General features: G+C 29.1%; 25 protein-coding genes, 1 other RNA gene and 1 pseudogene. 14 read left to right on the top strand and 13 right to left on the bottom strand.

The features are described 5' to 3' along the window. Window positions 1-5: 5 nt before the first annotated feature. Window positions 6-2,102 (bottom strand): glycoside hydrolase family 97 protein, encoded by a 2,097-nt coding sequence (locus ABWO08_RS01685; RefSeq protein WP_353083317.1) that lies wholly within the window; start codon window positions 2,100-2,102, stop codon window positions 6-8. 133 nt (window positions 2,103-2,235) lie between these two features. Beyond that, complete coding sequence (locus ABWO08_RS01680; protein ID WP_353083316.1) at window positions 2,236-3,438, bottom strand: NAD(P)-dependent oxidoreductase; 1,203 nt, start codon at window positions 3,436-3,438, stop codon at window positions 2,236-2,238. A 223-nt stretch (window positions 3,439-3,661) separates the two neighbouring features. On the opposite strand from ABWO08_RS01680, the gene ABWO08_RS01675 reads away from it, so the two are divergent. Further along, on the top strand, window positions 3,662-4,858 hold the full coding sequence (locus tag ABWO08_RS01675) for a serine hydrolase domain-containing protein (protein WP_353083315.1): 1,197 nt from the start codon (window positions 3,662-3,664) through the stop codon (window positions 4,856-4,858). Between the two features lie 106 nt (window positions 4,859-4,964). Next, window positions 4,965-5,363: a transfer-messenger RNA gene (ssrA, locus tag ABWO08_RS01670) on the top strand. Between the two features lie 574 nt (window positions 5,364-5,937). Here ssrA and ABWO08_RS01665 read toward each other — a convergent pair. Both ABWO08_RS01665 and ABWO08_RS01660 read right to left on the bottom strand, forming a co-directional pair. Then, window positions 5,938-6,855, bottom strand: a pseudogene (locus ABWO08_RS01665) (recombinase family protein); the annotation flags it as partial. Window positions 6,856-7,090: 235 nt separating this feature from the next. After that, complete coding sequence (locus ABWO08_RS01660; protein ID WP_353083314.1) at window positions 7,091-8,008, bottom strand: hypothetical protein; 918 nt, start codon at window positions 8,006-8,008, stop codon at window positions 7,091-7,093. A 90-nt stretch (window positions 8,009-8,098) separates the two neighbouring features. Between ABWO08_RS01660 and ABWO08_RS01655 the strand changes: the two genes are divergently transcribed. Continuing rightward, window positions 8,099-8,488: a hypothetical protein gene (locus ABWO08_RS01655; RefSeq protein WP_353083313.1), complete on the top strand. Its 390-nt coding sequence runs from the start codon at window positions 8,099-8,101 to the stop codon at window positions 8,486-8,488. An 86-nt stretch (window positions 8,489-8,574) separates the two neighbouring features. Here the strand turns inward: ABWO08_RS01655 and ABWO08_RS01650 are convergent, their stop codons facing one another. From ABWO08_RS01650 to ABWO08_RS01640, 3 genes are read right to left on the bottom strand one after another with little or no spacing between them, the layout of a single operon-like run. Next, window positions 8,575-9,963 carry an ADP-ribosylglycohydrolase family protein gene (locus ABWO08_RS01650; RefSeq protein WP_353083312.1) on the bottom strand — a complete coding sequence of 463 codons (1,389 nt, stop codon included), beginning with the start codon at window positions 9,961-9,963 and terminating at the stop codon, window positions 8,575-8,577. 52 nt (window positions 9,964-10,015) lie between these two features. Beyond that, on the bottom strand, window positions 10,016-10,600 hold the full coding sequence (locus ABWO08_RS01645) for a hypothetical protein (protein ID WP_353083311.1): 585 nt from the start codon (window positions 10,598-10,600) through the stop codon (window positions 10,016-10,018). A gap of 26 nt (window positions 10,601-10,626) precedes the next feature. Continuing rightward, a complete protein-coding gene (locus tag ABWO08_RS01640; protein ID WP_353083310.1) occupies window positions 10,627-12,588 on the bottom strand; it encodes a DUF2779 domain-containing protein in 1,962 nt (653 codons plus the stop codon). Window positions 12,589-12,797: 209 nt separating this feature from the next. Here ABWO08_RS01640 and ABWO08_RS01635 point away from each other — a divergent pair, with 209 nt between their 5' ends. After that, window positions 12,798-13,160: a hypothetical protein gene (locus ABWO08_RS01635; protein WP_353083309.1), complete on the top strand. Its 363-nt coding sequence runs from the start codon at window positions 12,798-12,800 to the stop codon at window positions 13,158-13,160. Here the strand turns inward: ABWO08_RS01635 and ABWO08_RS01630 are convergent, their stop codons facing one another. From ABWO08_RS01630 to ABWO08_RS01605, 6 genes are all read right to left on the bottom strand, one after another. Continuing rightward, window positions 13,161-13,328 carry a hypothetical protein gene (locus ABWO08_RS01630; RefSeq protein ID WP_353083308.1) on the bottom strand — a complete coding sequence of 56 codons (168 nt, stop codon included), beginning with the start codon at window positions 13,326-13,328 and terminating at the stop codon, window positions 13,161-13,163. It abuts the gene before it with no gap. Between the two features lie 47 nt (window positions 13,329-13,375). Then, window positions 13,376-13,843, bottom strand: a complete 468-nt coding sequence (locus tag ABWO08_RS01625; RefSeq protein WP_353083307.1) for an HAD family hydrolase — start codon at window positions 13,841-13,843, stop codon at window positions 13,376-13,378. 622 nt (window positions 13,844-14,465) lie between these two features. After that, on the bottom strand, window positions 14,466-15,254 hold the full coding sequence (locus ABWO08_RS01620) for a hypothetical protein (RefSeq protein WP_353083306.1): 789 nt from the start codon (window positions 15,252-15,254) through the stop codon (window positions 14,466-14,468). Window positions 15,255-15,271: 17 nt separating this feature from the next. Then, window positions 15,272-16,114 carry a hypothetical protein gene (locus ABWO08_RS01615; protein ID WP_353083305.1) on the bottom strand — a complete coding sequence of 281 codons (843 nt, stop codon included), beginning with the start codon at window positions 16,112-16,114 and terminating at the stop codon, window positions 15,272-15,274. 131 nt (window positions 16,115-16,245) lie between these two features. Continuing rightward, window positions 16,246-16,434: a hypothetical protein gene (locus ABWO08_RS01610; protein WP_353083304.1), complete on the bottom strand. Its 189-nt coding sequence runs from the start codon at window positions 16,432-16,434 to the stop codon at window positions 16,246-16,248. Window positions 16,435-16,672: 238 nt separating this feature from the next. Then, complete coding sequence (locus ABWO08_RS01605; protein WP_353083303.1) at window positions 16,673-17,392, bottom strand: PD-(D/E)XK nuclease family protein; 720 nt, start codon at window positions 17,390-17,392, stop codon at window positions 16,673-16,675. Window positions 17,393-17,727: 335 nt separating this feature from the next. On the opposite strand from ABWO08_RS01605, the gene ABWO08_RS01600 reads away from it, so the two are divergent. The 10 genes from ABWO08_RS01600 to ABWO08_RS01555 all read left to right on the top strand — a co-directional run bounded on the left by ABWO08_RS01600 (window position 17,728) and on the right by ABWO08_RS01555 (window position 25,960). Next, entirely contained in the window at window positions 17,728-17,919 is a 192-nt protein-coding gene (locus tag ABWO08_RS01600) for a hypothetical protein (RefSeq protein WP_353083302.1), read from the top strand. A gap of 280 nt (window positions 17,920-18,199) precedes the next feature. Next, window positions 18,200-18,457, top strand: coding sequence for a hypothetical protein (locus ABWO08_RS01595; protein WP_353083301.1), 258 nt, complete (start codon window positions 18,200-18,202; stop codon window positions 18,455-18,457). Window positions 18,458-18,466: 9 nt separating this feature from the next. Beyond that, window positions 18,467-18,856 carry a hypothetical protein gene (locus ABWO08_RS01590; protein ID WP_353083300.1) on the top strand — a complete coding sequence of 130 codons (390 nt, stop codon included), beginning with the start codon at window positions 18,467-18,469 and terminating at the stop codon, window positions 18,854-18,856. Window positions 18,857-18,866: 10 nt separating this feature from the next. After that, a complete protein-coding gene (locus ABWO08_RS01585) occupies window positions 18,867-19,511 on the top strand; it encodes a hypothetical protein (protein ID WP_353083299.1) in 645 nt (214 codons plus the stop codon). A 37-nt stretch (window positions 19,512-19,548) separates the two neighbouring features. Then, window positions 19,549-20,346 carry a DUF481 domain-containing protein gene (locus tag ABWO08_RS01580; RefSeq protein ID WP_353083298.1) on the top strand — a complete coding sequence of 266 codons (798 nt, stop codon included), beginning with the start codon at window positions 19,549-19,551 and terminating at the stop codon, window positions 20,344-20,346. Between the two features lie 2 nt (window positions 20,347-20,348). Continuing rightward, window positions 20,349-21,653 carry a hypothetical protein gene (locus tag ABWO08_RS01575; protein ID WP_353083297.1) on the top strand — a complete coding sequence of 435 codons (1,305 nt, stop codon included), beginning with the start codon at window positions 20,349-20,351 and terminating at the stop codon, window positions 21,651-21,653. Window positions 21,654-21,676: 23 nt separating this feature from the next. After that, window positions 21,677-22,399, top strand: a complete 723-nt coding sequence (locus ABWO08_RS01570; RefSeq protein WP_353083296.1) for a hypothetical protein — start codon at window positions 21,677-21,679, stop codon at window positions 22,397-22,399. Window positions 22,400-22,839: 440 nt separating this feature from the next. Next, entirely contained in the window at window positions 22,840-24,714 is a 1,875-nt protein-coding gene (locus ABWO08_RS01565; protein ID WP_353083295.1) for a hypothetical protein, read from the top strand. Between the two features lie 32 nt (window positions 24,715-24,746). Then, complete coding sequence (locus ABWO08_RS01560; protein ID WP_353083294.1) at window positions 24,747-24,944, top strand: hypothetical protein; 198 nt, start codon at window positions 24,747-24,749, stop codon at window positions 24,942-24,944. A gap of 200 nt (window positions 24,945-25,144) precedes the next feature. After that, window positions 25,145-25,960 (top strand): hypothetical protein, encoded by an 816-nt coding sequence (locus tag ABWO08_RS01555; protein WP_353083293.1) that lies wholly within the window; start codon window positions 25,145-25,147, stop codon window positions 25,958-25,960. Window positions 25,961-26,023 lie beyond the last annotated feature (63 nt).

Here is a 26,023-nt window from a genome sequence, read left to right as displayed (position 1 = left end):
TTGGTTTAATTAATAGGTTGAAAACTAATAGCAGTTCCTCCTCCGTTTGCCAAATGTAAATTAATTTTGGATTTAGAAGTTACTTCCATCGTTTTTATATCATAATTTTTAGGATTATTTTTCCAATCGGCGTCTTTCCCATCTTGATAAATCACCGCTTTATATTTTTTATTAGGAGAAAGAAAATCTAACTTTACTTGAGTATCTCTTGCATTTTCATCGGTAATAGCACCTAAAAACCAGCGCTCTCCCTTTTTCTCTTTTCGAGCTACCGTCAAATAATCTCCTGGTTCTGCTTCTAGATATTTGGAGTCTTGCCAATCTACTGCTACATCTTTTATAAACTGAAAAGCATCGGCATAACGTTCGTAATTTTCTGGTAAATCGGCAGCCATTTGAACCGGAGAATACATCGTAACGTACAAAGCCAATTGTTTCGCCAAAGTGGTATGCACTTGCTCGGTTTTCGATTTATCGTAATAACTCATTTTAATTTCAAATATTCCCGGAGTATAATCCATTGGGCCACCCAATAATCTAGTGAAAGGCAAAATAGTTTCGTGCATTGGCGGATTTCCAACACTCCAAGCGTTAAATTCATTTCCACGAGCGGCTTCCGCAGCAACATAATTAGGATACGTTCTGTTGTAACCAGTTGGTCTAGAACTTTCATGAGAATCTACCATAATCTTATTTTCTGCAGCTCTTTGCGCTACATAATTGTAATGATTTACCATAGTTTGCCCGTCGTGAAATTCTCCTCTTGGGATAATTCTACCCACATAACCTGATTTCACAGCGGTATATCCATAATCTTTCATCAATTTAAATGCGCGGTCTAAATGTCTTTCATAATTTGCCACCGAACTTGATGTTTCATGGTGCATAATCATTTTAACTCCTTTTGCTTTAGCATAATCATTCACTTCTTTCAAATTGTAATCTGGGTAAGGAGTTACAAAATCAAAAACATTTTCTTTCCAGTTTCCAAACCAATCCTCCCAACCGGTATTCCAACCTTCAACAAGAACGCCATCAAAACCATGCTTTGCAGCAAAATCAACATAATATTTAGTGTTTTCTGTAGTTGCTCCGTGTTTACCTGATGGCTTTAATTGACCATCGGCAGCATTTTGTGCATTTTGAGAACCCGCATAATCCCAAGTTGATTTACCCACGTGCATTTCCCACCAAACACCAACAAACTTCATTGGTTTTATAAAAGAAGTATCTTCTATTTTACATGGTTCATTTAAGTTGAAAATCATTTTAGAACTCACAATTTCGCGCGCATCATCGCTTACCATAATGGTTCTCCATGGTGAAACACAAGGCGCATGCAAATAGGCTTTATCACCAATTGCATTTGGCACTAAATGAGAAGTAAATTGATAGGCTTCAGGCACTAAATCCAAATGCATTACTGGATAGTTTACCACCGCAGCTTCAAAGATATTGATATAAACTCCCTCAGCTGTTTTCATCATTAAAGGAGATTGAACTATATATTTTCCTGAAATTGATTTTAATCCGATACCATTATTTCTGTCAATATTATCAGTATTTATTTCTGATAATTTGGATTCGGTGTAGGGGTATTCTTGACTGTCAAAATCTCCAGGAAGCCAAAAAGCTTTGTGATTTCCAACCAAATTGAATTCTGTTTTTTCATCAGAAATTATAAAATAATTCAGGTTTTTTTGCTTCGGAAATTCATAACGAAAAGCCACTCCTTCATCAAAAACTCTGAAAATAATATTAATTCTTCTTCCGGTTGCAGGCTGAGAAAGTGCCGCCGTCATTTCATTATAGTTGTTTTTGATATTGGATTGTTCGCCCAATACAGGCTGCCAGGTTTCATTAACACTCTTTTGACCTATACTGTCAATTTTAAAATTTGCAACCAAATCATCAGCATCTTTTAAAACAATGCCTAAACTACTTTCTTTAACGATTGGTTGGTTTTTGAAATTTACTGAATACGTTGGTTTCCCTTCTTTAGAAATACTAAAAGAAAGTTGCAATTCCTTAGAAGGCGATAAAATGCTTTGAGCGCTAGAAATAGTGCAAATAAATAAAACTAAATAAGAAAGTTTTTTCATAATTGATAATCGATTTTGGCAAGCCAATTTATAGATTATAAAAATACATTTATAATCTAAACTGCCAATAGTTCGATTAAAATAGTTGTTAACGAAAACTTTTCTTAATTCTGAAAAAAGTAAGAAACCGAAATTATTTTCCGTCTACATAATCTTGAAGGTATTCAAAACGAGGAGTAAGTTTGCCGTTTTCGGTAATTTTAGCACGTTGTAAAATTCCGTCTTTATCATCGTTAAAAAACGCCGGAATCACATGTTCCATAAACATTTCGCCAAATCCTTCGCTGGCATCTTTTGGTAATTCACAAGGTAAATTATCAACCGACATCACTAAAATTGAACCTGGATGCGTATAGGGAACTTCTTTATGTTCAAATGGTAAATATCCAAAAAATGGATCGGCAATGGTTGAAGCTTTTAACGTACAAGCAATAGGTCCATCTACATCACAAGAGACATCAGCAACAACTTTTATTTTGCAATCTGGTGCATTTAGCATCGCGTTAGTTAAAATATCTGGAGCTCCATTTCCATGAAAATGACCCGCAATAAACATATCGGCTACTTTAGAAAATCGCTCAAAATCTGAAGTATAATTTTCTGGGTTTTGGTAGAAATCTTTTTTATCAGATTTTTTTCCGTCCAATCTTTTGTTGTAATCCAACACATCTATTTGTGTGTAAACCGGAGAAGAAAAGTTTTTGGATAAAAAGTCATCCACATTGACCTCCTTAATTTTCATTCCATCGAGCATTTCTTTTATTCCCATTCCTACTTTGCCGAATCCGGTAACAACAATTTTAATATTAGGAAGGGTTTGTCTTTTCAATCTTGCCAATAAATCAGCTTGGTTTTTTAAAGTTTCTGCTTTAGGTAAATTGAATAAATCGTATTTCATTCCGAATCCTCTAAAACCATTGTATGCACCTACAATTCCTGCATATCGGCCAAAGCCAATCAACCTTTTATTCGTAGCATCTACAATTGTTTCGTGATCGTAAAGTTCGATATTCTTGTCTAGAATTGCTTGCAATAATTTTCTATTGTAAGGCTGTTTTTTTATGGTATGCGAAAAGAAAAAATATTTTTTATTCTGAATTAAGGCATCAACAGGAATTTCCTTTACACCAAACAGCACATCACAATCAGTCAAATCGGAAGTTACAGATATCCCCAGATTGGTATATTCTTCATCCGAAAAAATTCGAATATCGGAGTTTTCCACCTTTACTTCCGCCATTGGAAACTGGGCTTGCAAGCGCACTAATTCTTCGGGGGTAAAAACAACTCTTCGATCTGGTGGGGATTTTCTTTCTTTAACAATTCCAAATTTCATGTGCAGCGTATTCTAGTTTGTTTTGCAAAAATACCATTAACGAAATGGTTTACCAAAACAAATGACTCAAATTTTAATTGCCTTGAAAAAAGTTCTATTTACTGAAAAACAAAGCTTTACAATAGTGAATTTTTAGACTGTGAAAAACATGTTAATAGCTTTATTAAAAACTCCTTTGGAGAGCAATAGTATTATTTATATTTGCTTTTTTATCCCAAATTAAATGAAATTTAAATACCTACTATACATTATTCTGGCTGCTGGATTGAGCTTTCTATCCGTATTTGCCTATAAAGAAAAAAAGAATAGCCCTAGCGAAACAAAAACCAATTCAAACGGAATTCCGATTATGCAACCCTTACAAGAAAAAATGCCGGAACTTTCTGCTGGGTATTGCAATGACAAAAAAAATAGAATTGACAACTTCTTTCATAAAGTATGGAATAAGGAAGACAATGTTAGTTTTTTGATTGCTCAAAACGGTAAAATTCTATACGAAAACTACAATGGATTTGCCAATCGTGCAAAAAAGGATTCCATTACCAAAGACACTCCTTTACATATTGCATCGGTAAGTAAAGTACTTACTGCATCGGCTGTCTTAATGCTTGTAGATGCCGGAAAAATAAAGTTAGAACAAAAAGTTACTGAGTTACTTCCTAATTTTCCTTATCCCGATGTTACGGTTCTTACTTTGCTTAACCACCGAAGCGGAATGAGAAACTATGCATATTTTACATATGAAGATAATAATTGGGATCGCAAAAAAGAACTTACCAATGCGGATATCATTACGGTGATGAAAGAAAAGAACATTGGATTGGAATCAAAAACAGACACTCGTTTTGCGTATTGCAATACGAATTATGCCATGTTGGCATTAATTATTGAAAAGGCAACCGGATTAACCTATCCGGATGCCATGCAAGAAATGATCTTTAAGCCGTTAGGAATGAAAAACACATTTGTATATGAAACTCCAAAACACAAAGGAAAGGTTTCGCTTACTTACAAAGGCAATATGGATCTGGCAGTTGAATATTTGGACGGTGTATATGGAGATAAAAATATTTATTCTACTCCAAGAGATTTATTAAAATTTGATGTGGCTAAATACGCACCAAACTATTTAAATCCAGAATTGATTAAGAAAGTATACCACGGATATAGCAATGAGAGAAAGGGACAACGTAATTATGGATTGGGTATTCGTATGATGGAATTTGAAAAAGGTGAACCGTTTTATTATCACAACGGATGGTGGCATGGCAACACTTCGTGTTATATTAATTTGAAAAAAGAACGCGTTACTATGTTTGTTGTTTCCAATAAATACACCAAAAAAACGTATCAAACCAAAAAATTAGCACCACTTTTTGGAGATTATCCCTTTAAAACTATTGATGAAGGAGAAGAATAAGTTTCTTTCTTTTAAATTATATTAGTTTCAAATCCAATTTTGATTAGCACTATTAATGTTAGTATATTTGCAGGCATGGTTTTTGCAATGCCCTGCACTACATTTGGGGGTCGACTGGTTTTGACAGCAAGTGGAATTAAACTGTAAGCACGTCGAGCTTTGTACTTTCAGCTCGTAAATCCGAATTTACACAACTATAAACGGCGAAGGAAACTACGCTCTTGCTGCATAATCTGAATCATAGTAAGATTAGCCACGCTCCTACCAGGTAGGAAAGCAGGATTCTCCTCGAAAGCTCTGGTTTGTGGCGGTCGACAAAGGGGAATCGTAAATACGAACCTAAGAACAGTAAAGCTTCGGAGCTGTTACGAAAATTAAAGAAGATAAGTGTTTTGTGGCTGTTTCTGGCCAAGCAGAATATCGAAAATTCAATCAGAAAATAAACGTGTAGAAAGCTCTTTGATTGCTTGTTTGGACCCGAGTTCGATTCTCGGCGACTCCACTAGAGTGGACAACTCGATTTTTTTCGAGAATTGTCCACTTTTTTTATTTTGTAAACCATTGTCTATCTGCAACATAAACCTCAAAACATCATTAATTCTAGTAGTTCGACATTTTTTTCCGTCAAATTCAAATTTTTCAGGAAATATCGAACTAATTAATTGTTGTTTATCTCTAATTGAAGAATTTAAATAGTGACTTTTTAGATTTGATAATGCATCAACTCCATTTTTTAACCATTTTAAATAATCCCCATCCACTTTTTTCAATTTATCAATTTCTTCATTTAATGAAAGCTTTTGGGATGAGTATCTTGCAATTGTGGCAGAAAATTGATTAGAATCTATTTTACCATCAACTAATAAATCTTGTAATTTTTCAATTCGCTCATTTGTTTCTGCTATGCTATTTTTTAATTTTTCAAGCTTTAGTTTTGAATCTTTAACATCACCAGAGAGTAAATCTTTAACCATCATTTGATAAATTTCTTTTATATCAGAAGTAAAACTAAAATCCTCCAAAATACTCTCAAAAGTTTCGTTAACTAAATTCATTGGAAATCTTTCCTTGCTGCAATAATTACAATGATAGTAAAAATATCGATTACCAGTTGCACTCCTTGAGCGACTACCTGTTAATTTTTCGCCACAATGTGAACATGACAATAACCCTCTTAATGGTAACTCTTCCCTTAATGATTTATAAACTGGTAGTTTTCTAACTTTGTTATTATCTGAAAGCATTTGCTGAACTTCAAAATATAAATTTTCAGTGATTATTGCTTCATGAATTCCATCAATTATCATCATTGGTTCATCCTCACATTTTGGAACAATTATCTTTCCCATATAAATTGGATTCCTTAATAATTTAGAAAAGTTACTCCTACTTATAACTACTCCTTTTTTATTCACTTCTTGTCTGACTTCACTTTGAAGCTTACCAATTGCAACTTGCTCAAACATGCATTTTACATGTTCAGCATAGGATGAAGGGACAATAATTGGTTTATTATTTTGATCTCTTGTATTTTTATATCCTAGAGGAGCTTGTCTACACCAACGACCTGCTTTTAAGGAACCTCTAATACCACCTCTAATCTTAATTGATCGTCTGTCATTATCAATCTCCGGAATTACTAAATATAAAGCTAACATAGCCTTGTTTTCAGGAATGCTCAAGTCTATTGGTTGTTCAATTGCTTGCACTTTTACTCCAAGTTTTTCCAAAGTTGCTAACATAACTAGAGAATCTGAAAGATTTCTAGAAAATCTATCCCATGAAGTTATTAATAATAGATCGACTTCTCCCTTATTTCTTTTTACAAATTGTAAAAAATTTTGAAATTCGGGTCTATTGAAATTTTTTGCAGAGTGGTCCTCTCTATATTGTTTAACTATCGAAATATCATTCCTATCACAATATTTAGTAAGTTGTTCCAATTGAACATCCAAACTATATCCTTTAGCTTGTTCATCACTACTAACCCGGCACATAATTACCGCTTTTTTCATAATCAATTCAAATTTTTGTAATTACTCAATGTTTGTTTTGCTATTACTGCAATAAACTCCAAAATTTTCTCAATTTGTTCCTTTGTTAAATTTGGATTCTTTTTAATTAATATTTTTCTATACTTTTCAAATAACACCACATTTTAAAAAATGTGCTTCACTTTCAGTTTTTCTGATAAGTTTACTATTTAACGCTTGATCTGATTTATTCAGTATCTTATAATTTTATTTTCTGTGTGTTTTCAAAATTTACAATTTTCCCATCTACTGTATCAATTGAAATAGATTGGTACTCTCCCTTATTTATGTACTCTAAAAGTCGAGCCTCCATTTTTACTTTCTTTAATGAGGTAACTTCAAGTAACTCCATTTCCTTGTTCCTAAATCTAATTTTAATACTTTTTACATTTGCATATCCCTTTCTAATATGTTTTAATAAACTATGTTCGTTTTTGGTTAATATTGAAATAGTTTTTTTCTCAAATGCATTTTTACCTTCTACCAAAAATTTAGCAATTATTTCACTTAATGAAATACTAAGAAATGTTTTTGATAATAATTCTTGAGGTATATCTGTTCTTTCATTCTTATCAAATGCTCTTAATGTTTCAACTGATAGTGGGAAAAAAAAACCTGGAATATCCTTAAAAAAAAGTAATGACCAATTTTCTCCTGAACCAATAATACGAGTAATCATTATTTCAAAATGACTAATACCTAATTTATCGCTTTCATCATAACCCGAATCTTCAATTAAATTTAAATCATTTATTACTTTTTTACCAAGCTGTACTTCTATATTGTCCAAATCAATTTTACTAGCTATCATAATCTCATCTAAAGTAATTTCAGACATTAATTGAGTTTTATATTGTTCAATTTCTTCATAGCTAAAGCCGAAAACTCGCAACTCCTGAATTATTTTTAGCCATACGTATTCGAAATAATTTAACCTTTTCCAATCACCTTTATCTGAATTTCCGCCAATATTTAAAAGATTAGATCGTTCCCAATTAACCAAGTCGGAATAAACTACATCAATTTCAGTTTTTAAAAAAACGCGTTCATTTAGCTTTACAAGTAAATTACTAATTACCTTCTCTGGGTTGTCTCTATAATTTTCTATAGATATCATAGTCTTATTTTTTGTCAAAAATAGAGAAAAGATTGTTTCATTACAAACTTTTTATTAATTTTGTTATCATTAACATAAAATAAAAACAAAATGGAACAAAACAATTTTAGAAACTTCAATGTTTGTGGTAAAGCAACTGCAAGTCAAAAGGAAATTTACAGAAAAAAAGCCGAGGAAGCTGGCTTAAGTCTATCTGAATGGACCATATCAAGATTGGATCTATATCTTGAACAAGAAATGCTTAAAGAAAAGAAAAACAAACAAAGATTTCTTAAACAAGAAGATCATCCTATTCCAGTTAAATATACTAGAGGAGAAATTCAAAATCAATCTAAATTAGTAACAAAAAAGATAACACCAAATTCTAATGAAACAAATGTTGCACTTCAAAAAGAAATACAGCAATTAAAATCAGTTTCAAGCTCATTCAATCAACTTGGGGTAATTGCTCTAATTGGAGCTATATTAGTTGGCAAATAAGTTATCTATTAATATTTATTCAGGTATACCCAAGAATACCTTGGTATACCCAGGTATACCTGAATAAATATAAGTTCTTATTTATATTAATTCTCATATATCCAGGGTCTAACTGAACCAATTGTACTGTTTTGAATTATTTTTTTACAATTATCTTTATTAATAATTAATTCATAATCAAAACAATCTACATCTTCCGAATCTAGTTTGTTTATAGCTAAAGTTCCACTAATTATAACATTATTTTCATCTATGTATGAAAATTCATATGGATCAAATAAAAAGTAAAAGTTTTCATTACTAGAAGTTATATCTGATTCAAAATCACATTCAATAAATCCCTGAAGCGGGTACTTAGGATAATTAAAATTCAAAGAAATACTATTAACTCCTTCCTCATTTGTAAGATTCAAGTTTATATCTAGTTCATGAGACAAATTTTCAAACAATACTTCAGAGTCACGACCATTAGCATTAACTCTATCCTGTTCGCCAATAGTTGTTAGTTTATATATAATAGTCATTTTACCCAATAAAGTATTTTGCTGTTTTTTATATCTGTGAATCAACATATTTAGTTCATTTCTTTTTGGAAGCCAATTTAGCCACCGTTTTGGTATAGACTTAAATTCATATAACAAACTTGCTAAACCTCCTGTTACAGCAGCAGTAGTATCCGTATCTCCTCCCAAATTAACTGCTCTTATTACTGCATCTTCGTAATTAGTAGTTGTCAATAAGCTCCAAAAAGTTGCCTCTACTGTATCAATTACGTAACCACCACTCTTTATATCTTCTTCTAATAACTCATAAATATTACCTTTTAATAGTCTATCAAAATGAATTAATTCTTTTTTTAAATCTTCATCTCTTATACAAAAGTTAGTAATGTTATGTTTTAAATTTTCATAAATCTCAAATTTATCTTTTCCATTTATTATTTCTAATGCAAATTCTAAATAATAAAAACAAGCCAATACAGAACGACTGTGCGCATGAGTAATTGAAGAAACCTCTTTAACTAAATTAAACCTATCTTCAATATTCATATCTTTAATCAATATTACCAACGGCAAAATTCTCATTAATGAACCATTACCATTATCTATTTCGAGTTTTCCTCCAGCTTGAGTTGGTTTCATTTCTCGTTTAAGATTATTTATTGATTGCCTTGTTGTGTTACCAATATCAAAGACTTCTCCCCTAGCAGTCCAATACCCTTTTTGTTCCCAAGCAATAAATTTATTTGCTAAGTTTTGCAAATCAAAACCTTCAATTATAGACTCTGCCAAACATAAAGTTAACGAAGAATCATCTGACCAAGTCCCTCTTCCTTGCTCATGAATTCCACCTTCGCGCATATTTTTAACAGGATTCTTTTTCAAATTTTCTCTACTTTCAAATTCTACTGGAACACCCAAAGCATCACCAACACAGACACCATAAATAATATCTTTCAAATAATTTTTTTCCATTTTCTAATAAAATTGAATTGTTTTATAATTGACAAATTCTAATCTTTTCATATTATATTGTCGTTTTCAGATGTTCCAAAGTGAAATTATTTCTTGAGAGAATATTATCATCTTTACCCTTTACTATTTTTTCACCATATTTATAAAAGCCATTGATATATAAGGTTACAATAATATTTTTTTCTTTCACTTGAAAATCAATATTATTTGCACCAACACAATATTTACCGTCAGATGTTAATCTTCCTATATCAATATTAGCAAGTTGTTCGTAATAAAAAAAGTAACACCTCCTATTTTTCTTTTCTATTCTTAGACTTTTTTTTGAGTAATCAAAAGCATCTAATTTTTTCATTAATTCTTTTTGATAATTTTCAATAAGAAATGACTTATTTGATTTAAATTCTTGCTCATCTACTGAACCTAAATAATTCTTCTTATCTAAAAGCACCAAAATTTCAACGAAATCTCCCTCACCTCTTCGGTAATAGTTAATATCAAAATTAGCTTTAATGAAATCTTTTTCAATGGTTAGAACTCCTTTATTACTTTTATATAATATTTCTTTTTCACTAATTGAATTTGTTGTAAATGATGAAATAAATAATAGTATCAGGGCTAAAAAAACTATTCTCATATTCAGTAATTTATATATTAGTTGAATTAAAACTCGCAAATTTCCTTGAAGTGTTCGTAAATCATGACCATAGCCAAAGTATCTAATTCACAATATTTTAAAAGCCCTTTAGTGATTTCTTTTCGTTCTCTTTCAGACATATCTTGGTATTGCAATTTTGCATAAGCGGTTAAAGCAGCTCCACCATCAGAAATTCCCTCCATTTCTGATAAATTATCTTCTTTTTCAAGTGCTGTCCAACCATCAAAAACTGGAGGAAGCATTTTATAAGGATTTACAACCTGACCTTCAACAATTCTTATCCAAACATGGTTGATGTCAAAGTTAATACTGGTTAAATTTATTTCACCTATTGGACGACTGTACTTGTTTTTTAAATAAATACTTGAATTTAATGAAGCAGGTAAAACGGCTTTAATTGAATTAGAACCTTTTGTGTGGGGATTATAATAATATTCCTTCACTACTCTATTTAAATCCACCATATTTCGCTCACCCTGCCACGGTTTAGCACTATCTTTTGTAGAACTAGTAATGGATTTTAAAAATAAAATTAGTTCCTCACGATCCGATTCTTGACTATTTAGTAATTGAATAATTATGGCATTTAATATTGAGTTTTCGTGGGTTGCAAATCTAAAAATTGTCCCATTATCATTTTCTAAAGATTTTTTTAATGCACGTGCAAAATGAAAATTTGGAAACTCTCCAGGTGTATTACTAATGAACTCCGATTTGTGTTCTATTGTGCCATTTTCATAATAAATATGATGTGAAAATTGAAAAGCTACTTGTTCATATGGTCTTCTTCCTGAAGTAAAAGGTAATGCAACTGTACTAGTTTCAAAATCAATAAAATGCAAAGGGTAATTCCAACTAGACATTTCATTAAGCAACCCCTCTTTTTCGACATAGATGGAATCATCTTTTTCTAACGATTTTGTAACTTGAATCCATTGACGTTCACCAGGAGAAATTTTATCTACTATTGGCACAATATTAAAATCATCCTCTGTAAGTTGATTCATAAATAATCGATTTGATTCGATTAAATTTTTACCTTGAAAATTCCATACTTCCATTGCATTTGGGAGTTTAAAATCTTCATCAGACCAATTGTGCTGTTTTTTAAAACAATATTCAAAACCAGATAATTTTCCTTCCTTTTTTTCTTCTTCACTTGCTCTAAATTCACATCTTTTACATGCGCTAAATTTAGTTTCCCAGTTAAAATATTTAGAATTAATATAAGCATCTTTAAATGAAATTAATGCCTCAGAAAATTTAATATTCTCATTGTATTTGTATTTATCATTAATTATTCCATTAATAATTTCATCAACATTAACTTCAGATAAAACAGATTCTCCAATCTCATTTATACTACTCACTTGTTTTATGATATCGGTGCGAGGATTACCATTAAGAGGCACTCTAAACATTTGATTTAAACCATCAACAGAAGCGGCTTTTGTTTTATCAGCCATCATGAAAAATGCTTCAAATTGAAATTCTGGAAAAGTCAATTTTGCAACATGCTTTTGAAATGCCAGGTCAAATAGATACGGTTTCCATCCACCAACTAATCCTCCTTTACTTCCAACAAAAAGGTGTTCTTTATTTGGATTAAACGATTTTGCCTTAACCTCAATTAATCGGATATGGTTTCCTTTTTTTTCTAAAATATCGGTCCTAATAAAGTAATTGTCCACCAAAAATGCAGCTTCATAAATTACAACATTATCCTGCAACAAAGCTTCTTGTGTTAGTTGAAACGCTTTTTCATACTCATAAGGTTCTGTATTAATAAACACACCATTAGGATAATGTAGTCTTGCTAACTCTTCAACTTGAAAGCCTCCTTTTGCCAATGCTTGCAAAAAAGAATCTTCATTTTTTCTATTAGCAAATTGAGAATTGCTAGTGAAAAATAACTTGTTTGGACATTCCAATCCTAACTTAAAACGAGATTTTGATAGTACTTTCATAGTTTTGATTTATAAAATTTTAATCTTGACAACAAATATATAACTAGATATTGCCATTTAATGTCTATGTTAATAATTTAATAGAACAAATGATTTTTTCTAACCCAAAATCATTTGCATTACCTCTAAATTCATCTTGCCTAAACTTTTTTTTTCAAAGACATAATTTGTCTATATGCTTGATAAATTTGTAAATAAATATATTAAAAATGGATTACAAATTTTACGAAGATTTATTGGATGACGTTATTGCGCATATTTATAGTACTAAAATTACTGTAGATGAAAAAGGGTTATTTGAGTGGAATAAAAAAACTGATGGAACCATATTGTATCGTTCAATAAAAAAATTGCATAGTTTTAAACTTCCAAAAGAGAAAAAGATAACCTCAGAATCTACAGGAAAAGTTTCTTACCAAACATTCAAAAATAGTTTTTATATTTCCGAAATATCCTCTGAGAATACTTTTGACATATATTCAACAGGTGGTGGAATGACCAAGAGATATTCTTTTAAAATAAATGGCTCTAAAATTGAAAAAATATTAGAAAAAGTAATTGGGATTCGATAATTAATCTTCAATTTTCCATTTTACATCTCCAAGTTCCATTTTTCCATACATTTCAACTTCTAGTGTACTAACAAGAATACTTGTTTGCACTTTTATAGTATAATCAACCATTCCCATACATTCTTCCTCTAGAGAAGAGCTAAAACACTTTTCTAAAAAGGCTTTCATTTCATCATGCTGCGCATCGGAAATTTCAATGACATTTTTTTTATATTCTATAGTTGTTTTAATTCGTTAATTATTTTTAGTAAACCGAAATCGTTTGTAGCACCTCTAAATTCATCTGGTACAAGAAAAATTATTTTTTTACTTTGAGTTAACCACACATTGGGACTATCATCAATTATAATAATTTTGTCATAGTGATCCAACCATTGTGATGTTACTATTTTTTTATGTTTACCATTTACAGTTTTGCAATTTTTACGGCTCCACAATTCTATTGGATTGATATTTAATTTTTCAGAAATAGTTCTAGCATAACTTCTCAAAGCGGTGGTGTAAATTATGATGTCACCTTTAATTTTGCATAACTCAATTAATTCCTCAGTGCGATTCCTTTTATAGACTTTGAGGTATTTATTATGACTAAATAAAAATTCGGCCGTTTCAAATTCTGCATAAGAGCCATAAATTAGTGTGTGGTCTAAATCTAATAGGATCAGATTCTTTTTTTGTTTCATAAATAATATTTATTTAATTCTATTTGGCCAAAATTATATATGGAATAGACAAAATATGTCTATAATTTATTATTTTTGAAATAAAAAAAGATGGCATTTTCTGAAGGAATATCCCGACTACAACTAATAATTGATTTTATTAGTTCTGATTATAAAAATAAAAAGGAGATTATGGCTCACTTAAGAAGTTATAACATTGTTATCTCCTACAGGACTCTAGAACGCGATCTAAAGCAAATAGACGAGGTACTCTATTTAGAGCTTGAGTACAAAAAAAACTATGGTTATAAATGTGAAAACTCGAGTAAAGAAAGTAGCATTATAACCTCTTCGCCTAATAATTACAAATTACCTACTAATATTAAACCTGGGTTTGAAACGAATACGCTAAAAGTAATTAACCTGTTTGAATACAAAGGGGTAAACTATTGTAATTGTTTCGATAAAATTAATAATGAAATACTATTAATAAGTTACTAAATTTCCATCTAGCAGGTAAAACCTGCTAGATGCTTACTATTTTATGCTGCTTTAAATCTTCCTTGTAAATGAGAAACTCCATCTAATTTAATAACTTTAGGTTCTGGGTAAAACTTGAAACGTTTTAAAGCTCTATTAATTTTTATTTTTTATTTGGCTTAGTATTTTTATTAATTTGATGCAACTGGTAAGTCTGTATACCTGTTAAAATATTATTTGCATTAATTGATGATCCTACATCTTTTAAATTACTTGAAATATCCCATAAATGATTAGTGACATCATACATATTAGAAGACATTTCATTCGTATTTTGTTCAATATCTCTTAAAGAACGATTTGTTTCTTCTATACTTTCAAACAAAACTTTTAATCCAGACAATACATTATCTAGTTTTGATGAAATTTCACTTAAATATTGTTGGTTTATCTTTTCTGGAACAGTCATAAATAAACCAGCATCCTCTAGGTTATTATAAACTTTATTAAAATTTACAACATCACCATTAACTTCATTCGCTAAAATTGATAATAAACTATAACTGATATCAATTTCATTCTTCTCTTTTTTTAATTCATATATAGGTATTTCTTTGGGATTTAAAGTGTAGTTCTTTGTACAATCAATATATAATTCTCTATATCTTTTTTCTTTATTTTCAATATGTTCTAAAAAACGAATTATTTTATTGAATTTATTTTTATCATCAAATAAATCATATTTTTCATTTAACTGATTATAAAACATTACAGATCCAATTGCCTGAGAAGAAAAATTTCTTAATTCTTTTTCTCTTTTAATAATAAGTTGATTAAATTCTTTAGAATTTTCAATGATAGAAATTTTACTACTTATAGAATTTATTTCTTTATTGATTGTTTTAAAACGAATAATTTCATTTTCAATATTATTTATATCTGTTTCTTCCATACTTTACTGTAATATTATTATTTAATTGTTTCCATATCTTTCAACAAAAACTCTAACCTATTAATTCGATTTTTTAATATTAATAATTTTTCAACTACTTTAAAATTATCATTATATATTTTTTTGATAATTGAAGAAATATCTTCACTTGAAAAATTTGTTTTGTTTTCATTAATTAAATTAGCATAATTAGAAGATTTGTTTAAAAAAATTAATAAAATAATAATTAATATACCAATTACCCACTTACCCGTATCACTCATATCGCTATAATAACCAACAATAAAAACAATAAAAAATATTGCAAACCCAAGAATTTTATATATATAAAATTTTTTCTTCAATGAGGAAATATCCCAAGTTCCTTCTTCTTTAATTAAAATAACTATTTCATCGGTTCCTAATCCAATAAACCTTTGTGGGTTGTTAATAATTAATGCTGTATTACCAAACTTATTAGATACAGCTTCATTTAATTCATTAATAAAATTATTAATATAAATTTTTGAAGATTTTGAATATTCTATATTTAATATATTGAGTTGGCTATCAACTATTTTTCTTTGATCAACCAAATAATCATAAGGTATTTTTAATTCATCATTTAAACTTTCAATTTTTTCAAATAATATTGACTTTTCTTTATTAAGTTCTTCAATTTTAAGCTTTAATTCTTTTTCTTTATCAAGAATTGCAGGTTCAATATGCTTTACAACTTTGGGAGTAAATGTTCTTTTAATTGGTGTTTTTGGTTTATCTGAAGTTTTTTTTACTATACTTGAATTTTTTTCATTAGAGAGATTATCAGGTTGTAAACCTAATTTACCCTCAAGGTACATTTCCACTTCATCTACATCCAATCCAAGTTTTTCTGCTTTACGCAAAATAATTTCTCGTTCTCTATCGGTTACTTGCCCATCTGTTAAAGCAAGATTTATCAATTTCTCTATTTCTGGATTCATATATAAACTACATAAATTAATATATTAATTTAAAGTAAAGTGGTTAATAAATTACCTGTTCCAACTTTTACATTAGAAGCAGAATAAGTAATGTTACTAGATTTATCATAATGCCCTTTCCTTACATTTGAAGCACTATAAATTACTAGTTTATTTCCCTCATCTCTAATTTCTCCAATTTTAACTCCGGATGCTGTTCTTAATACTGTTGTACTCATTTTTTTGTTGTTAAATTATTATATTAATTACTTATTTAAAATTAATAAACTACCTCAAACAACTCAACTTTATTTGTATAAGTTTAGAATTATCAGGATTTTTGTAAATTATTATCCCAAATATAAAAGTTCAAATAGACAAATTATGACACTTAACTATTAATTGAATAAAAATAATAAAAAAATATTTGCAATTTAAATAAACTTAGTTTACGTAATTTTTTATTGTTTTATCGTATTAATTAGATAGTAAATTTCTATCATTTTTCAACTCTACATATAACTTCTTAAAGAAACCGCAATATGCACAGGAATAACTTTTATGAGGAATGGTAGAGCTTTGCAAGCACGAGTATAAATCATTAATTACATTATCTATCCAACTATCATCGCCTTCATAGGGAATAATATGCGAATGAAATTCTATTTTATTATCAAATGATTCTAAAGAGTTATCCCCAGTGCAATACACAAAATAGGCTGTATTAGAAACCTTTAAACCGTTTTTCCTTAGCAGCCATTGGTATACTTCCATTTGGCGTTTATAGCCAGCTGTCCATTCTGCTAATTCTGTTACCGGATTATCTTTGGCAGTAGCTTTATAATCAACAACATGATACTCCCCTTTAGAATTAATCCATAAATCATCGATACCACCATAAAGGTGCAAGTCTTTTTCTTCATCCTGAAAAATTACTCCATGTTGCATAGATTGACGCCATTTATCCATCATAGGATGTGGAGCTGGAATGGCATCAATTCCGAATTCAATTTGAATTGGATGTCTCGTTCCCGCCACACGATGCCTATCAAACTCTTTTTTTAAGAGCATATCTACAGCATTGTTTAAATTAAAAGGAAATCCAGGAGGACGCTTTATCTTTTTTACCACATCAAGATAAAAACATCGAGGACATTCTAAAAAAAGATCTATTTTACTTCTTGAAACTTTTATCATAGCAGTTATTATATTTCTATATTTAATTTATGGAACATGTCATTGTTATCATATTAAATTAGTATTAAGAAAATAGTCATATCAACTTTCACCAATATTGAAATTATGATACAAATGTAAGAATATGGATAATTTATAATTTATTACAAAATTAATAAGTGCCTCGACATTTTTCGTCTATTTGGAAATTTAAATTTGCTCATAACAAAAAAGTAAATAATCTAATATATATTTAACTAATAGTACCAACACTCTTAAATACAGCATACTATTTAACAAATTGATGCGTTGTAGTGAAAAGAGGCCTCTATTTATATTAACCAAAATTTAATATTATGTGTTACATCGAATCTTACTTCATTTCTGGATTAATAGTAGTTATGTTTTTTGAATATTTGTTTGAATCAAATGACGACGAAGAATTAAAATATTCTAGCTACGGCGAACGATTTTTATTCTTTTTGCTATGGCCTTTTATTGTATATGCCTTCTTAAAAGGTTATTTCAAACAAGATGATAATCACTAAATAATTAATTCTATAATGAAAGTTAGTTTATAATTAAATCTTTTAGTTGTTTAGTAATAATTTTTGCAAAAATTATATATTTACATGATTGTATACTTTCTTATATTTATTAATGAAAAAATTACTCCATTTAGTAGTCATTTTAATAGCGATTACATCAACTTGCAAAATCTATTGTCAAAAAAACGATAGTTCTTTATATAAAAACCCACTCTGTTTTTACAATACTGATGTGTTGAACTATTTACAAATTTTACATAAAAACCAGCAGTACGAAAAAATGTACGTTTTTCTATACGGACCAGCTATTCAAGGAAAAACTAAAAGCGTTTTAATAAATAAATTATCAAATGCATCATTTGGATATTCAATGAAACGTGTAGGAATAAGAGAAAAAAGCAAAACAAGTTGGTCACTTACCTATCAAAGAACTATACTTGGCACAAATGAAACATTTAAAATTGATTGTGCTTTAATCAATGATAAATGTAAATTATATATTGACGAGAAAGTTTGGAATACTTTATTCAAACCCTAAATTAAAATAATGGATAAACAATTTTATAAAAAACTACTTGAAAAAGCAATCGTAGCTTCTAAAACAAATCCAAAGTATATTAAAACTAAAGGTTTTTTTAAATTTAATATTTATGAAAAAGAAGTTGAAACTGAAAAGATAGTAAATGGAGAGGTCGTAAAAACAATAAAAATTAAAAAAATTCAGTCCGATGCTAGGTATCAAAAAATTGGAAGTTACGAATCAAAAAAAAATTGGACCGAATTCAGAAAAGATATATTTTTAATTAACGAACTCGATAAAAAGAATATTTTTTATGCAATGCATGCTAGTTTTGTTGGAACGAGTAGGTATAAGTTTAAATTAAACGAGGATGGAACGGTTGATTTTATTAATAATAAAATGACCATGATTCGATAAATAATAAATTATGAAAAAAATTACTACATTATTAGTTATAATGACCTTATTGGGTTGTGAAAAAGAAAGTCCAATTCAAAATACATGTTTAAACGGAGACTGTTATGCAAACTTTTATATTGATACATTAGGCCATCCCGGGACCTATCAGGACAATCAGGGTGTATGGCACATTAAACATGCTGGATTAGATTATTTTACAGTAAAAGGAACAATATCTCCATTAGATCCTCATTATGTAATTAATGGCGTGCCATTAGTTTCAACAGGATTTGATTCTAATTTTTTCTACACTTTAGGAAATGTAATATGGACTTATCCCGTATATTCTTTTTTAGGTTTATGGACAAGTAACCAAATGAACACTCCAATTCCTGTTGGAACTCAAACCTATACTTTTCCGCAATTGGTTCAACAAACAACTATTGAAAATTTAGCAGGATATGAAATTCAACATAATCCCAATGTGAATGTAAATCACCCTGCTTACCCAACCTATTTTGCAACCTATTCAAAGTATACTTATTCCCCACAGCAGAGCATGGTGTTTTTTGATGATTTTGAAGGAAAAACAGCCTCAATTTACATCAGAGTAACTTTTGGAGAAGATAAAGTTACCATTGAAAAAGAACTTAAAATAGCATTTGAAAATTAATATTTACCCCAAATAAATCTACAAATTACCCCAAATCATGTTTTCTAAACTAAAAATAATCATTGCGTTTACACTATTTTCTTCCCCATTATTTTCACAAATTTTAAATGTAGATAGGATCACACAAACCGATTCAATTACAAGTAAATGGGCAGGATTTACCGATGTTTCATTTAGTTCAGATAAGTTAAAAAATAATGTTTTAGATGGAAGTACAAAATTTGAATTGAATCATTTTTTTGAAAATAATTACTTTATAGTAGGAACCATAAGTAATGATATAACTTTAAACGGAAAAGAGGTAATTCAAAATGAAGGATTTATTCAAATTAGATACAGAGACATGGATACTAGAGAATGGAGTACAGAGGCTTTTGTGCAATACCAGTGGAATGGTGCTTTAGGTATGGAATATAGAGAGGTGCTGGGGTCAAACATTCGGAAACGTTTTTTTGAAAAAAAGAAAGTAGATTTATATGCAGGTTTAGGTGTTTTTTATGAATTGGAACAATGGAATTGGAATGGAGTAGAAAATTCCGAACTCTATAGCGAAACCCCCACCAATAGTCGCTCTTTTTTCCGATTGAATCATTATTGGAAAATGGCCTATAAGATTAATGACAATGTTGACGTCTCAACACTCTCCTATTTTCAATTTCCTTTAAACCAAGACTTTGCAAATTTGAGATGGTTTTTTGAATTAAACACTTACATCAAAATGACAAAAAACACAAATTTTGTAATTCATTGGGACCACACCTATGACAATTACAGAATCGTACCAATATCAAATTATTATTACACATTAAATTTCGGAATTCAATTAAAATGGTAACCATGAAACAAGATTATACGCAATACGCTATCGAAAATTATATCCTTAAAATTACAGGGGTATTTAATTATGATAAAGAATTTCAAAAGAAAGCAACACAGGCTAATTATGAAGAGCTACTGTTTTCTGAAGATTCAGAAAAATTCAGTAAAGATTTTTTCTACCCTGATTTAAGAAATCAATTTTTTAATAATAATAAAAAAAGGCATTCAATATTAGTTAGAAAAAATACTGAAAACTCAATTGTAGATTTATTTACCTATAAATTTGACGGAATAACTAAATCAAAAGAAGTTCAGTTAAAAATAATTGATAGTCGTCTTGATTTATTTGAAGAAGGGTTTGGATTATTTACTCTAAATTTAAAATTACAAACTGAAATCACAGATTTATCAAAATTTTCGGATGCAGCATTTTTAGCACGTAATTTTGAAACTAACATTGAGCATACCCAATACAGTAAATGGCATCAATACATTGAAAAAGAAGTATTAGTTGGAGCTGGTACTAGAGGAAATTCTATCAAAGTTGATGAATACTCAGGTTCTAAATATAAACTATACATGGTGTTAGATATTCCAGAACTTAAGGAAAAAAATGAAATGAAATCATTGCTGTTCGATATCGGAACTTTATCTAGAATTGGTTCTGCAATTGGCAACAACTACGACTCCATGGATAAAGATTATGTAAACCATTTGACAAATAAAAATTCCATTTCAATTTTTAATAATTGGGAAGGGTTAGCTTTACTTGATACCTATACAGTAGTAGGAAATAAGATATTAGATACCGAATGGAAAAAAAGCACTTATCTAAACATTTACCATGGTATTTATCTTTACTGCTTATTTATTAAATACAATCTATTTAAATACAATTTTGAAATTGCAGATTTAGATGAAGACAGAAGATCTAATTTTCAAGATTTCCTTGCTAAATTTTACTTTAATTATATCTCCTATAATTTTTTACCAACCGAAATTTATAATAAAATTAGGACTTCACTTGATATAGAAAAAGAACTAAAATTACTTAATGAGAAAATCGTTGCAGTAGGGCAAAAAATTCAAGAAGAACAGCAAGATAAAACCAATAAAATTTTAGGAATTGTTACCGTTCTTACCTCAGTATCTTCTGTACAGCCAGTATATGATTATTTAATTGAAGGACAAAAAATATTAGGATGGAGCTCAGAAATCTATTGGGTAACCACTATTTCAATTGTTCTAGTAATTGGTGGTGGAGTTGGGTTTTATGTATTTGGAAAAAATATATTGAAGTGGATTAAAAAAAGAAAAAAATAGTATAACCTTAAAAATAAAATCATATGACACTTAATGAATTAATCGAAAAGTACCCTGATATCAATAACGCTACCTTTTCTAGTGATGATATTTCAGTTTTTACATTATCCTATAACTATCCAAAAGCCTTTGAAATTAAAAATGGTGAGGATTGGCCCTCCAAAGTAAAAAAAATCTACATAGAATCATTAAAAAGCAAAGATTTGGAGTGGATTTCTGAGATATTTCCAAATGTTCAAGATATTACATTATATAGTGCCTCAAAAATAAAGTCAATTAAAGGACTGGAAAAATTAGCTTTTTTGGAAAGTTTATACATTCAAAAACTTCAAAATTGGTCAAATCTTAATGAATTACAAACACTAAAAAAATTAAAAACACTCAAAATTGATCATGTTGGTAAAGACGCCGTTTTTAATTTAGTTGAATTTCCATCCTCATTAGTTTCATTTGACATTTTTGTTAGAGATGAATTAGGACAAAAACTAACTGAGGCATTAGACTTTACTATTTTTAGTGAGTTACAAGAATTAAGAATTCAATCAGCATCAATGGGAAGTGGAAGTTCAATTGTGTTGCCTAAGACAATTAATAAACTATTTGTAAATAGAGTAGCTACCTTAACTGATTTAAATTTTTTAAACAATCTAGATGATGCTTGTGATATTGTATTAAGAGGCTCAGAATTAAGTAAACTAGGAATTCCTTCAAGATTTATAAATAGTAAGGTTATTCCGCATAATTAAAGTTTATAATAAAAGAATTACCAATAAAACACAAGTAATACATGGAACAAATTACCTACTACAGCACTTTTCTTAAAGGTATTTTAGATACTAACCCTTGGATTTGGCATGCATTACAAGTGTTTTTTTTATTTATTTTTTTTACAAAAACAACTAAAATATTAGGTAAGATAAAAAAATCAAAATTAGTATTTTTTATATCTAAATTTCAGTGGTACGTATCTTTTTTTTGGGTTTTCGTATATTCAAAAATGGCTTTCTGGGGTATTTTAATTGCTGTTTTAAATCATATATATTATGATTTATTATATGGTAAAATTAATAGCCTTAAAAAAAATATTGGAATCAAAGTTACTATTTATTTGTTTTTAGAACTATTTACAATTTTCTCGATTTTTGCAATAAGCGATTTTTTAGACTTTAAATTAAAAATAGGTTTAATGTTAGTATGGTTATTACATCTTCAACAAATAATTATGATTTCCATTAATTCATATAAATATGAGAAATTATTTAAAATTGAGCCAGACAATATTGGATCTAATATGATGTTTTTTACACCAATTTGGATTTCTTTAATTTTAGTTCCTAATTCATGGTTTCTATGGATAATAATAGTTTTCATTATTTTTAATCCAAGAGGTTCAAATTATCCAAGTTTTTTTTTGTCAAATGATTCAATTCTAATTGATGATTGGAAAAAAACTGTGAAGATTTTACCAATAATTTTACCTTGCATTATTGTTTTTTATTTGTTTGGGTTTTCAGTTTATTCGTATTTTTTTATTGGAGCATTATTTTTCTTTAGCAATATGACTACTATTTTATCTGATAGGAGTTTATTTAATAGCCCAATTAAATTTTATGATAGTCAAACTATTGTTACTGGTAATTATAATTACTTAAGATTAATTTTATTGACAAATAAATTTTTATTGTTAGTTCAAAGAATTGCTATAAATATTAAAGAAGAATTTACTTATGGTCTGGTTTTAAGTCCATATGAAAATGTAATTGTTAAGCATAATTCAATTAAAAATTTAAATGAACTAATCCCATTATCACATCATTTGATTTTGGTCGATGGAGGAGAACAATCTGATAAAATTATCAGAATAGAAAATGATTTTATTAGTTTTTCCGGCCGGGTAGATACAGTGATTGATTATTATTCAATAGCAAATCAAACTATTGACAAGTATTCAAATCCCATAGAAAATGAATATGCCGCTTGTGTGAGAGAACGAATAGCCATTAAACAATGTATTATAGATGAAAAGCCATTTGTACTTAATGATAATCCTGAAGAAGAAGCCAAAACAATTGATACATTTATCAATTCAATCAATACCGAGTCAGTTAGAATCAATATGTTGGTTCGTGAATACTTTAAAGAGAATACAATTGATTATGAGCAATTACAATCAGAACTAATAAATAAGGGACCTTTTGAAATCAACACTCTTTTAAGGCAAATGCGTGAAGGTGGTTCGGTGCCTTCTCGATTTGTAGATGCCCTTTCAATTGCCGAAGTAGCTGCAAGATACTTATTTAGTTTAGTGAATGAAGTAAATATTGATTTAAATAAAAACGAGAATAGTGTTGAAGATCGAAATGCAAAATATAGTCAATTATCCTTTGGACCTTGTGTTGGATTCTTACGAACACTAACTGAAAAAGGAACGCTAAATGCATTTGAGAAATCGATAAAACAACTATTAAAGACAAATTATACAGACAGTGGTAATTTTGAACGACTACGAAAATACTTAATTACAGATCTTCACTACGATAAAAAAGTATCAGATGAGCCCACCCTATTCGACTTATTTAACTACTTGGCTTATATCCGAAATAAAACCAGAGGTCACGGAACGCCAAGTAAGGTAGAATTTGAATTTTATGTAACTCTGGATTTAATCTCTATATTTATAGTTCATTGTATTTCAAAAATCGAAATTGAAACCTTTAGCAGACAAACAATCAATGACAAAGAATGGTTATTGTATTATAATGCTGGTGGAAATGTTGTTTTACATCCTTTAGAACCCAATGAAAACCTAGAGTATTGGAAAGATTCTTTCGATTGGAAGCATCTAGACAAAATGGAGGAAGCCAAAAAACAAATTGATGAAACCAATCAATCGGTTTACTTTAAAATTAAACATCAAGATGAAATTCATTGGATTAAAGCAGAAACCTATTTTAAATGTAAAGAAGGAATTATATACATGTATGACGGCATTAATAACAACGAAGCCGAGTGGATTAGCTTTACTACCGGTGCTGTAATTAGACCTTATAGAATTAATTAAAAATACTCAAAATGATAAAAAATTATAAAGTAATGCCATTCGGCATTAAAATAGATGAAAACGCAAGTGCATCTGATGTAGCAAAAAAGCTACAAGATTTTATCAATGCACATTCTGGGAGCAAGTCAGAATTTATAAAATTTGAAACATTGCCAGTTAAAATTGTAAATAGTATTGATAATTCTATTGAGGTAAAAGATTATACGGTATGTATATTTAAAGAACTATAAATATGTAAAATATGAAACCATCATTTTTCAGTTCAACAAACATTAAAAGAAACATATTCTACCATATAAATTTTAAAGTTTTGGGTCTAATACTCTTGTTGTTTTTTATAGGAGCTTTTATTATAGTTTTTTTTAAACTTGAGAATAGTGACTTCGCCAATTTTGGTGGATACTTCTTTTTGTTTGCTATTGGATTTTATATGTTGAAAACTAAAATTAAGTTTAATAATTATTGCCCTAAATGTAATTATAATCATAGTTTTTATGCGGATATAAACACAAAAACTACCCGGTACAGTACATCTTCAAGTTACGTAATTTATGAACGCGGTAGTGGCAAACGAATTGGGTATTACCAATCGGGCACTTCAGTAGATGGTGCTAAATATGATATCCGAACTGAAACAAGTACTTCAAAAACTAATTTCTACGATTGGTTCTGTTCCAATTGCTCTTATACAGTCAATTTAGAGGAAAGCCAATCAAGTATGTTTTATATCATTTTAGTGCTTTTCAGTTTTGGTGGAGTTATTTATTATGGGTATAATTCTGTTGGCAAGGAACTATATAATAATTACAAACAAAAACAACAAGATAAAGAAATTGAATTGTTATTAGAAAGCAATTCAAATTCAGAACCCAACAATGTAAAAACAACACAAACATTAGCAGACACAAGCCAAACTACATCCTCTGATTTTAATGAATCTGATTATGCCGCGCGATATACTATTGGTCCATTACAAAAAACAGAAGCTAAATTTGTAGGCTATGAAGAAGGAGATTTAGTACACTATATTTTTATAGATGAAGATGGAAATAGCCATGGGTTTTCGGCATTACCTTCAAAGTATAAACTAGTTGTTGAAAGTCCAGAAAGTGATTACGGTGTTACCCCCAATAAAAAATATTTGAATAAAACATTTTCCATAACATGGAAATCATTTACACCAAAATTTAATGAAGAAATGGAATATCCTTTTGAAGGTGTCATTTCAATTGAATTGTTGGATTAAAATTGAAAATTACTATAGAAATTAATAAAGAATCAGAGTTGCCCAAGTGGATGTTCTAATAAA

The organism is Flavobacterium sp. (assembly GCF_040383245.1).
Taxonomy (GTDB): domain Bacteria; phylum Bacteroidota; class Bacteroidia; order Flavobacteriales; family Flavobacteriaceae; genus Flavobacterium.
This window is presented reverse-complemented; position numbering and strand designations above follow the sequence as displayed.